This is a genomic window from Rhizobium sp. GCM10022189 (assembly GCF_042656325.1).
Classification (GTDB): domain Bacteria; phylum Pseudomonadota; class Alphaproteobacteria; order Rhizobiales; family Rhizobiaceae; genus Rhizobium.
This window is the reverse complement of sequence record NZ_JBHSOR010000056.1, coordinates 17,196-26,357: the sequence shown is the minus strand read 5'-3', so window position 1 is coordinate 26,357 and position 9,162 is coordinate 17,196. Positions and strand designations below refer to the sequence as shown.

General features: G+C 65.4%; 12 protein-coding genes. 7 read left to right on the top strand and 5 right to left on the bottom strand.

Annotation, left to right across the window (positions count from 1 at the left end; translation table 11 throughout):
- Positions 1–58: 58 nt before the first annotated feature.
- Both ACFPWW_RS26260 and ACFPWW_RS26255 read left to right on the top strand, forming a co-directional pair.
- Complete coding sequence (locus ACFPWW_RS26260) at positions 59–625, top strand: sigma-70 family RNA polymerase sigma factor (RefSeq protein ID WP_377313968.1); 567 nt, start codon at positions 59–61, stop codon at positions 623–625.
- Complete coding sequence (locus tag ACFPWW_RS26255; RefSeq protein WP_377313966.1) at positions 612–1,247, top strand: NrsF family protein; 636 nt, start codon at positions 612–614, stop codon at positions 1,245–1,247. Before ACFPWW_RS26260 ends, ACFPWW_RS26255 begins: the two co-directional genes overlap by 14 nt.
- 16 nt (positions 1,248–1,263) lie before the next feature.
- Here ACFPWW_RS26255 and ACFPWW_RS26250 read toward each other — a convergent pair whose 3' ends face one another.
- Together ACFPWW_RS26250 and ACFPWW_RS26245 are read right to left on the bottom strand one after the other, a co-directional pair.
- Positions 1,264–1,494, bottom strand: coding sequence for a hypothetical protein (locus ACFPWW_RS26250; protein WP_112571360.1), 231 nt, complete (start codon positions 1,492–1,494; stop codon positions 1,264–1,266).
- Between the two features lie 134 nt (positions 1,495–1,628).
- The gene (locus tag ACFPWW_RS26245) at positions 1,629–1,814 is read right to left on the bottom strand and encodes a hypothetical protein (RefSeq protein WP_112703310.1); all 186 of its coding nucleotides are present in this window, start codon (positions 1,812–1,814) and stop codon (positions 1,629–1,631) included.
- A gap of 191 nt (positions 1,815–2,005) precedes the next feature.
- Here ACFPWW_RS26245 and ACFPWW_RS26240 point away from each other — a divergent pair, with 191 nt between their 5' ends.
- The 4 genes from ACFPWW_RS26240 to ACFPWW_RS26225 all read left to right on the top strand — a co-directional run bounded on the left by ACFPWW_RS26240 (position 2,006) and on the right by ACFPWW_RS26225 (position 5,974).
- Entirely contained in the window at positions 2,006–2,206 is a 201-nt protein-coding gene (locus ACFPWW_RS26240) for a hypothetical protein (RefSeq protein WP_112571356.1), read from the top strand.
- Positions 2,207–2,854: 648 nt separating this feature from the next.
- Positions 2,855–3,118: a DUF982 domain-containing protein gene (locus ACFPWW_RS26235; RefSeq protein ID WP_112571354.1), complete on the top strand. Its 264-nt coding sequence runs from the start codon at positions 2,855–2,857 to the stop codon at positions 3,116–3,118.
- A gap of 104 nt (positions 3,119–3,222) precedes the next feature.
- A complete protein-coding gene (locus ACFPWW_RS26230) occupies positions 3,223–4,311 on the top strand; it encodes a hypothetical protein (RefSeq protein WP_377313963.1) in 1,089 nt (362 codons plus the stop codon).
- 178 nt (positions 4,312–4,489) lie between these two features.
- On the top strand, positions 4,490–5,974 hold the full coding sequence (locus ACFPWW_RS26225) for a DHA2 family efflux MFS transporter permease subunit (RefSeq protein WP_377313961.1): 1,485 nt from the start codon (positions 4,490–4,492) through the stop codon (positions 5,972–5,974).
- A gap of 16 nt (positions 5,975–5,990) precedes the next feature.
- Here ACFPWW_RS26225 and ACFPWW_RS26220 read toward each other — a convergent pair whose 3' ends face one another.
- Together ACFPWW_RS26220 and ACFPWW_RS26215 are read right to left on the bottom strand one after the other, a co-directional pair.
- Positions 5,991–6,857 (bottom strand): SDR family oxidoreductase, encoded by an 867-nt coding sequence (locus ACFPWW_RS26220; RefSeq protein WP_112703307.1) that lies wholly within the window; start codon positions 6,855–6,857, stop codon positions 5,991–5,993.
- A gap of 75 nt (positions 6,858–6,932) precedes the next feature.
- On the bottom strand, positions 6,933–7,589 hold the full coding sequence (locus ACFPWW_RS26215) for an O-methyltransferase (protein ID WP_112703306.1): 657 nt from the start codon (positions 7,587–7,589) through the stop codon (positions 6,933–6,935).
- A 91-nt stretch (positions 7,590–7,680) separates the two neighbouring features.
- On the opposite strand from ACFPWW_RS26215, the gene ACFPWW_RS26210 reads away from it, so the two are divergent.
- Positions 7,681–8,361: a TetR family transcriptional regulator gene (locus ACFPWW_RS26210; RefSeq protein WP_377313959.1), complete on the top strand. Its 681-nt coding sequence runs from the start codon at positions 7,681–7,683 to the stop codon at positions 8,359–8,361.
- A 33-nt stretch (positions 8,362–8,394) separates the two neighbouring features.
- Here the strand turns inward: ACFPWW_RS26210 and ACFPWW_RS26205 are convergent, their stop codons facing one another.
- Positions 8,395–9,153, bottom strand: a complete 759-nt coding sequence (locus tag ACFPWW_RS26205; RefSeq protein ID WP_377314187.1) for an alpha/beta hydrolase family protein — start codon at positions 9,151–9,153, stop codon at positions 8,395–8,397.
- Positions 9,154–9,162: the final 9 nt, after the last annotated feature.

The window sequence follows — 9,162 nt, the reverse complement described above, 5'->3', positions numbered from 1 at the left end:
AAAATTTTCGAGATGACGGTAACAAACACGTAGACCCGTGCGTAGAGGTAAGTGGCGGATGAAACATTCGGCCCGTGAAGAGGAATGGGCGGCCTGGATGCGCGCGGCAATCGCCGGCGACGCACCGGCCTATGACCGGTTCCTGAAGGCCGTGACACCCTACCTGCGTTCGATAGCGCGCCGGCGCTGCGACCAGTTCGGTGCCCCGCCGAGCGAGGTGGAAGACGTGGTGCAGGAAGTTCTGCTGGCAGTACACCTGAAGCGCGGGACCTGGGATGTATCCCGGCCGATCGGCCCGTGGCTGTCCACCATCGTGCGCAACAAGCTGATCGACAGCCTGCGCCGGCGCGGCCGCCATGTCGCGGTGCCGATCGAGGACGTGATGGAGACCCTGGAGGCCGACCACCAAGAGGATGGCGCCGACCGCATCGATGTCGATCGCATGCTGGACGGCCTGCGCGGTCCGCAGCGCGAAATCGTCAGATCGATCTCGCTCGACGGCGCCGGCATCCGCGAAACGGCCGAGCGGCTGCAGATGACGGAAGGCGCCGTGCGAGTGGCGCTGCACAGGGCGCTCAAAGGATTGGCGGCCCTCTATCGGAGCGACAGACGTGAGAACGGATGACCTGATCAACCTCATGGCAAAGGATGCGCGCGTGCGGCTGCGCTTCGGCCGCGTCTTCATGGCGGCGCTGGTGATCGGCGTCGTGATTTCGGCCGCCCTGCTCGTCTCCACCATCGGCATCCGCGGCGACATGGCCGAGATGATCGGGACGCCGCGCGTGCTTTTCAAGATCGGCATCACCCTGCTGCTCGCCGTCACCGCCACCCGCCTCGCCTTCCGCATCGGCAGGCCCGGCGTGCCGCTGCGCCCTGCGGCGCTGCTGCTTGTCCTGCCGCTCGCGGTCCTGGTTGCCGGCATCGCCGCCGAGCTCATCGTCGTGCCGCAGGCCAATTGGGCAAGCAGCATGGAAGGCCATTTCTCCGCCTTCTGCCTGCTCTTCGTGCCGACGCTGTCGATCGCCCCGCTTGCCGCCATCCTCTATTCGGTGCGCCGCGGCGCCCCGGAAAATCCCGGCACGGCGGGTGCGGTGGCAGGCCTTGCCGCCGGCGGTATCGCCGCCGCCATCTATGCCTGGCACTGCCCCGACGACAGCCCGCTATTCCTGGCGACATGGTATTCGATCGGCATATCCGTCGCCACCGCGGCCGGCTTCCTGCTCGGCCGCAGGATCCTGCGCTGGTAGCAGCCGGGAAAGGCCCCTAGCGCACCCGCTTTCCCGTCAGCGCCGCCCAGGCGATCCGCAGCGTATCGAGGCGCGAGCGGATCTTTTCCCGCTGCGGAATGGCCAGCTGGTTGCGGAAATCGGCAAGCGCCTGCGCTTCAAGCCTGCTGCCGAGCTTTTCCGGCAGATGCGGCACGGGCGCGCCCGTCAGCCGGTCGATGACAGTCCATTCGTCGTCGTTGCGACGTTCGATCTCGTAGCGGTTCATGGTGTCGGGGATATCTCTGGATTAGGAATGCCAAAAGCAAGAAAACCGTCTTTCCCGGTCATATGCAATCGGCAAAAAGTGAGCGAACGTCAGAAAGCGCGTTCATGGTTAAAAAGCGTCTTGCCGGATCAGGCTCAGGCATGCGGTTTCGGCGTCTTGGCCTTGCCGAGACGCTTGCGGACCCTGACGGGCTTGGCCTTCAGCTGGGCCTTGGCATATTTCAGGTCTGTGGCAGGCAGGGGCCTGGCGTTGATCGCGGCGATCTCGGCCTCGAGCGCGGCCAGGCCCACCATGATCTCGTCGAACATTCTTGGCTCCATGTGCCCGTCCTCCGCTGCGGTCCATTCCCGGCCGCTACGTTAGCATCCGATAAATTGGCAGGCCAATGCCACATTGGAGCTAGCCCGAATGAACTTCGATTGCCGTCTTTTCGCCATCGCCGCGACATGCATTCATAGCAATGCGAACCTAGAATGCCGCAAGCGTCGGAAAACAGTCACGGAGGATAGTCATGCACGAGATGACTCCATCGGAAATGCTCAAAGATCCGCTGATCCGCCAGATGCTTCGCGCCGACAAGATCAGCCTGGCATCCTTTGCGGCCCTGCTCGAGGCAGCCGCCCGCCGGAACGCCCGTCCCGCCAGCGTCAGCAGCTTTGCCGCGTCGAAGATGCCCGACAGCTGGAGCATCGATGTCGCGGCCTATATCTGATCGCCCGCCTTTTACCGATGCCCGTCCGACTCCGGGCACCCCTGAGGCCCGCTCCCTGGTGAGCGGGTCCTTTTTTATGCGCGCAGCCGCAGGCCGCCCGGCCGCTCCCTGCCTTCCCGGCCGTGAAGGCGGCAGGCCCTCATGCACGCCTGCCGCCTTCCACCTCCGAGCGTCCGCCGCCCAGCGCTCAAGGAGGGACGGCCACCATAGAGCGGCATTGTGGCCTTTAGGGCAGTTTGCCCTGAAGATAGTGCCTGTGTCGTGCCGCGGTCACATCACCCGTCTGGAGCAGGCGGATCGCATTCGGTCATATGTCGTTGAAAGCGTTGGCGGAGATTTCGCCTCCCCTGTGGATAAGCTGTGGATAGCCTGTGGAGAGCGGGCCGCTTGCGGGCAGGCTTCGGCGTCGGGCGTTGCCATTTCGTTCCCGATGCGGTCTTCTGATCGTGCCTGCTGTCGGCCTCCGCCGCAACTGACGCCGCTGCAGCCAGGGGCGCTCCGACATGAAGTCGTGGAGCGCCCTTCTTTTGCCCGCGGCAAATAAGTCACTCGCTTAACATTCACACAATCCGCAATTCCGAATTTCATAATTCGCGCGTATAGTGTGTTTGAGGGTTTCAATCTCCGTGCCTTGAGGGGTCGAGGATAATGAACTGGAACACGTCGTCGGCATTCGCGCCGGTCGGGCTGGTTTTGCGCGGTCGGGAAACGCACACAGTCGTGCGCACGCTCGGCGACGCTGCATATCTGCTCATCCGGGACTGGCCTTTCGATGACGGCGAGGAATATATGATCGCCGTCAAAGCCTGCATCGATGCCATCTGTGGAGAAGTGGCTCCGGAACAGTTCCGCGAGGCATTCCTGCGCGCCGCCGACGAGGCGGGCATCGCCGCGCTGACCATCGTCCACTGACGGCCCCGCTTGAGCTGGTGGCATAGACCCTGTTGATTTTCCCGGCAAAACCGTCATCTGCTTGCGGCGGCGCGATCCTGCGCGCAGGCAGGAGCCGGGAAGCAATGAAGACAGCGGCAATATCAGGCGCGATTGCCTGCCTGGCCCTTGCGGGATCGGCCGCCGCGCAGGCCGGCCGCGATGCCGCGCCGGATTACGTCGCCACCATGCAGGCGCTCGACAGGGACGGCAGGCCGGCCGATCCGGCCGTCACCGTCGTCCATCACGACGGCATGTTTCTGACCGAGACGCGGCTGCGGGACGGCCAGGCCAGCATCGGCTTCGGGCCGGACAGGAACGCCCCCGTTCTGCGCTGGAGCAGGCAGCCGGATGGCGAGGTCACGCTCATGGAGCTTCTCATGCCGGCACGCAAACCGGATGCCGCAGAAAAGACCCGGCCGCTCGATGCCTCCTCGATCGTTGCCGGGCAGACGTGCCGGTGGCGCGAGACGGCGGACGCATTGCGGCCGCGCGAACAGTCATGCGTGACCGGCGACGGCATCGTCGCCGAAACCAAGCTGCTCAGCGACAAGGACGTGGTGCTCTACCACAGCCGGCTGGCGAGCCTCGAGCGCCGCGCCGTCAGGCTGGAAGACATGCGCCCGCCGCCGGAAATCCTGACGGCGGACTTCTGGCTGCGGCCGGCAAGCATCCATGCTGCCGACCCGGCCCGGCCCGATTACGAGATCACGCTCGAAGGCGCCGGACAATCGAGCCTTCGCCTGCTGCGCCACTATCCCTGGTCCTACCGCGAGCAGCGGGACACGGATGGCGCCGTCACGGTCAGGATCTGGAACGAGCGGGAGGATCGGGGCATCCTCTATCGGCAGGGCCGTGAGGATCGCCATCTGCGGGCCAGCCGGCGCCCTCCATCCTCTTCCGATCTCGACGCGACGACCGGAAGGGTCCCGCTCGGCAAAGGCGATACCGTGCTCGGAGAAACATGCGAATGGTTCGATCCGGCGCCGGCCGGGCATGACGGCGCAAGCCGCCAGTGCCTGACGAAGGACGGGCTTCCGCTCAAGGAGGATGCCGCGGGGCGCACCGGCGATCGGTCCTACACGGCAACCGCGCTGCGCCGCCGCCCCGTCGATCCCCAGGAAATGCGCCTGCCGCCGGAAGCCTTTTCACCGGCCGCATGGGGGCTGCCGTGACGGGGACCGCATAGGCTTGCTGTACCCTGGGACCGCGCACAGGCATCCCGCGAAAAACCGCCTTGCATCCGCCCGCCCGCATAAAGACATAGAAACAGGCATGCCCCGTGTCGCAAAAGCCGCGGCACGTTCGTCCTAAGGCAGAACTCCTTCTCTCAGACATGGATACAGGAACACCATGACCAGTGAACCCTTGACTTCCGAGATCGAAGAACAGGCCGAACTGCCGGTCGAAGATCATAGCGCCCGCAACAGGCTGGTAATCGGCCTGCTGCTCGTTTCCGCCTTCGTGGTCATCCTCAACGAGACCATCATGGGCGTGGCGATCCCCCACCTGATGGCGGATCTCAGGATTCCGGCAAGCTCGGCCCAATGGCTGACCTCCGCCTTCATGCTGACCATGGCCGTCGTCATCCCGGTGACGGGCTATCTCCTGCAGCGGCTGAACACGCGGCCGGTCTTCATGCTCGCCATGTCGTTCTTTTCCGCCGGCACGCTGATTTCGGCGCTTTCCCCCGGCTTCCCTATGCTGGTCGTCGGCCGCATCGTCCAGGCGTCCGGCACGGCGATCATGATGCCGCTGCTGATGACGACGATCATGCATCTCGTGCCGCCGCATTCGCGCGGCCGGACGATGGGCAATATCTCGATCGTCATATCGGTGGCGCCGGCCATCGGCCCGACGATTTCGGGCCTCATCCTTTCCTCGCTCGACTGGCGCTGGCTCTTCCTGCTGGTGCTGCCGATCGCGCTTGCCGCCCTTGCGCTGGGTGCCGCGAAAATCGAAAACGTCACCGTGCCGTCAAAGGCGCCGCTCGATGTGCTCTCCGTCATCCTGTCGGCCATCGGCTTCGGCAGTTTCGTCTACGGCATCAGCGAGCTCGGCGCCGCGCAGGCGAGTGCCGCGCCGCTCGATCCCCGCGTCATGCTCGCGGCCGGTGCCGCCGTCATCGCCGTCTTCCTCTGGCGCCAGATCCGTCTCCAGAAACACGAGAAGGCGCTGCTCGACCTGCGCACCCTGCAGACCAGGACCTTCACCATCGCCGCCGGCATGATGGCGATCCTGATGATGTCGATGTTCGGCGTCTTCATCCTGATCCCGATCTACATGCTCTCGGTACTCGGCCAGACGACGCTGACGACCGGCCTGCTGCTCCTGCCGGGCGGCCTCATCATGGGCCTCTGTGCCCCCTTTGTCGGCCGCCTGTTCGACCGCTACGGCCCCGCCCGCCTCGTCATCCCCGGCGCGCTTATCTTCAGCGCCGTCATGTGGGGCATGACCTTCCTCGGCGTCGCCACGCCCATCTGGGTCGTGCTTGCGCTGCATATCGCCATGAGCATCGGCCTTGCCCTGATGTTCACGCCGCTCTTCACCGTCAGCCTCGGCTCGCTGCCGCCGAAACTCTATTCCCACGGCAGCGCCATCATCGGCACCACCCAGCAGGTCGCAGGCGCGGCCGGCACCACGCTCTACGTCGCCATCATGACCTGGCGCGCCGGCCTGCTGACTCAAGGGCAGGCAGATGCCGCGACCGCAACCGTCGGCGGCATGCACTCCGCCTTCCTCGTCGGCGCGCTGATCTCGCTGGCCGCCGTCGCGGCATCCCTCTACGTCAGGCGCCCGCCCGCCCGGCCCGAGGGCCGGCCGATGGGCGGGCATTGAACGCCTTGCGGCGAAATTATCGGGCGTAGTAGCCGGGCTGGTCGAGATCGTCGAGCAGGCTTCGGCAGGCGGGCTGCCAGCCGAGCAGCCAGCGCGTATGGGCGCTGGAAGCCGCCATGTTGGCCGCCGCCATAGTGGCAAACCAGCCGAAATGCTCGCGCGGGCGGGGTTCCACCGGCAGACCGAGCTGGCGCCCGATCACCTCGGCGATCTGCCGGAACGGCACCGCCTCGTCGGCCACGGCATGGTAGGCGGCCTCGGTCACGCCGCTTTCGAGCGCCAGCCGGTAGAGGCGAGCCGCATCCAGCCGGTGCACGCCCGACCAGCAGTTCATGCCGTCATCCGCATAGGCCGATACGCCGGTCTCGCGGGCGATGCGCGCCAGGATCGGGATGAAGCCGTAGTCGCCGATGCCGTGCACGCTCGGGGCAAGGCGCATCGTGGCCGCGCGGATGCCCTGCCCGGCAAGGGCGCGGGCGGCGGCTTCCGATCTGCGGGGCGCTGCCGGGTTCGGAAGGTCCGCTTCCGTTGCCCCCGGCCGAAAGCCCGACAGGCCCGATGTGACGATGAGCGGGCGGTCGGTTCCGGCAAGCGCCTCTCCAAGCGCGTGGATGGCGCGCTCGTCCTGCGCCGCATTGTCGAGAAATTTCGAGAAGTCGTGGTTGAAGGCGGTATGGATCACCGCGTCGGCCTTGGCGGCGGTTTCGGCCAGAAGGTCGAGGTCATCGAGCGATCCCGGAACGAGTTTTGCGCCGATGACCGCTATGGCCTTTGCTCTCTCGATCGAGCGGACAAGTCCGCTGACCTTGTGGCCGGCGCGCACCAGTTCCTCGACGATGGCGGTGCCGACCCAGCCGGTCGCACCCGTTACGAATATGTGCATTGCTGCGATCTCCATTGTCGGACGGCCGTCAGGCAGCCCGTGTTGATGTCGGGTTCGTGCGGGAACCGGTCGACGTCAGGCCAGGCGCATCGACAGCTCGATGTCGTCGCCAAAAGGCGTGGACAGGTAGCCGCCCGCCGGCGAACGGACATGGTCGAGATATTCGGGGCAGTAACCGGCATCGTCGGCAATGACGAGCGCACCGGGCCGAAGCCGGCCTTCGGCCAGCGCCAGCACTTCCGGATAGAGCGACTTCGCCCCGTCGAGCAGAAGCAGGTCGATCCTGTCGGGCAGATCGGCGCTCAACGTCTGGAGTGCGTCGCCTTCGCGGATTTCGACGAGATCGGCAAGGCCGCCGGCAGCAAGGTTCTGGCGAGCCCGCGCGACTTTCGAAACCTCGAATTCGCTGCTGATCAGCCGCCCGCCGCCATTGTCGCGCAGGGCAGCGGCAAGATAGAGCGTCGAAATGCCGAAGGACGTGCCGAATTCCACGATCGTCTTTGCATTGGTGCTGCGCGCCAGCATGTAGAGCAGCTCTCCGGTCCGGCGCGAAACGGGCAGCCACAGGTCTTTCAGGCGTCCGTAGAAGTCGAGATATTCGGTCTTGCTGTGCATGAGCCGTTCCCGCTCCTCGCGGGAGAGCCCGGCCATGGCCGGGCTGGTGGCCCTGTCGGCCTCGGCAAAGAGCCGGTCGAGCAGCGGCGCGAGCGGTGCGCTTGCGATGGTGTTCATCGGAAAAATCCTTCATTTCGGATGGCTTGCTTTCGAAATGAAAATACGAATAATCCGTCGCATTCGCTAATCGCATTTGCGGAGCGCCGCTATGGCCGATCGTCCAAGCAACGGAATTTCTTCAAGAAAATCGCCAAAGCAGACGCGCTCGAACGAGCTCGTAAACGCTATTCTGCAAGCCGCTGTTCAGGTTTTGGCGCAGGAGGGCGCACAGCGTTTCACCACCGCCCGCGTGGCCGAAAGAGCCGGCGTCAGCGTCGGCTCGCTCTATCAATATTTCCCCAACAAGGCCGCCATCCTGTTTCGGCTGCAGAGCGACGAATGGCGCCAGACCTCACATCTTCTGGGCGAGGTCCTCAGCGACGAAACCCGGCCGCCGCTGGACCGGCTACGCTCGCTGGTCCACGCCTTCATTCGCTCCGAATGCGAGGAGGCCGCCGTGCGGGTGGCGCTGAACGATGCGGCGCCCCTCTATCGCGACGCCCCGGAGGCGCAGGAAGCCCGGAGCGCCGACGACCCCGTCATCGAGCGTTTCATGCGCGAGACGCTGCCAAACGCGTCCGACACGATCCGGGCCATGGCCGGAGACCTGGTCATGACGACGATGAGCACGGTCGGAAAGGAATTTTCCGAGGAGGCGCATGGCGAAAGCGAAATCTCCGCCTTCGCAGACGCAATGGCCGACATGTTCTGCGCCTATCTGCGCAGCCTGGGCAAGCTTGGGGCAGACGGTCAGGCGATGTCAGGCGCGGTGGCCGTCTTCGGCGCCTGATACCATCGCCAACAGGCCCGGCCATGCCGCGGCCTAATGATATGTCACGGCCGGATCGAACACCCTTTGCAGGAAGGAGTGCAGCGCCATCTGCGCGTATTCCCTCGGAATCTCGTGCCCACATTCGAAGACGTGCAGCATGACGGACGCTCCGGCGTCCGACAGCGCATCCGAGAACTGTTCGGCCTGGGCAACGGGAGCCCGCTCGTCGAGCCTTCCGTGCAGCAACAGGGTCTCAGCCCGGATTTTCGGCGCGTGATGCAGGGCCGAGCGTGCACGGAAGGCTTCGCGGGACCGGCCGGCTTCCTGCTCGATCGCGAACCGCAAACCTTTCGAACTGCCCTTGTAGACGGCCTCGAGGTCGTAGACGCCGCTGCGCAGGATGACGGCTCGCAGATCGGGGACCTGGGCTGCGACCATGGCCGATGCCACCGCTCCCCGGCTGTTGCCGTAGAGAACGATGCGGCCGGGATCGACGCAAGGCTGCGCCCGCAGGAAGGATAGCGCGGCGATGATCGCCCGCTGCGTGTACGGGCCGCAGAAATCCGCCGGTCCGTCCGAAGCGCCGAAGCCGGGTTGCGAGACCGCCGCCGCGGTGACGTTCAGGCGGGAACAGAAACGCAGCAGCGTGCCGGTATCGACGGCTTCCTTCGCGCCGGTCAGACGGCCGCCCTGATTGCCGTGAACGAAGAGGATCGCTCCCTCCGGCGTCCTGCTCTCGGGCTGGACCTGAAAGAGCTCCACACCTGCCCCGTCACCCCTGTCGATCAGATGTCGCGTCACATCAGGCATTTTCACCTC

Coding starts and splice junctions, on each gene's coding strand:
- ACFPWW_RS26260 (WP_377313968.1), top strand. CDS start 59: ATGAAACATTCGGCCCGTGAAGAGGAATGGGCGGCCTGGATGCGCGCG.
- ACFPWW_RS26250 (WP_112571360.1), bottom strand. CDS start 1,494: ATGAACCGCTACGAGATCGAACGTCGCAACGACGACGAATGGACTGTC.
- ACFPWW_RS26245 (WP_112703310.1), bottom strand. CDS start 1,814: ATGGAGCCAAGAATGTTCGACGAGATCATGGTGGGCCTGGCCGCGCTC.
- ACFPWW_RS26240 (WP_112571356.1), top strand. CDS start 2,006: ATGCACGAGATGACTCCATCGGAAATGCTCAAAGATCCGCTGATCCGC.
- ACFPWW_RS26235 (WP_112571354.1), top strand. CDS start 2,855: ATGAACTGGAACACGTCGTCGGCATTCGCGCCGGTCGGGCTGGTTTTG.
- ACFPWW_RS26230 (WP_377313963.1), top strand. CDS start 3,223: ATGAAGACAGCGGCAATATCAGGCGCGATTGCCTGCCTGGCCCTTGCG.
- ACFPWW_RS26225 (WP_377313961.1), top strand. CDS start 4,490: ATGACCAGTGAACCCTTGACTTCCGAGATCGAAGAACAGGCCGAACTG.
- ACFPWW_RS26220 (WP_112703307.1), bottom strand. CDS start 6,857: ATGCACATATTCGTAACGGGTGCGACCGGCTGGGTCGGCACCGCCATC.
- ACFPWW_RS26215 (WP_112703306.1), bottom strand. CDS start 7,589: ATGAACACCATCGCAAGCGCACCGCTCGCGCCGCTGCTCGACCGGCTC.
- ACFPWW_RS26210 (WP_377313959.1), top strand. CDS start 7,681: ATGGCCGATCGTCCAAGCAACGGAATTTCTTCAAGAAAATCGCCAAAG.
- ACFPWW_RS26205 (WP_377314187.1), bottom strand. CDS start 9,153: ATGCCTGATGTGACGCGACATCTGATCGACAGGGGTGACGGGGCAGGT.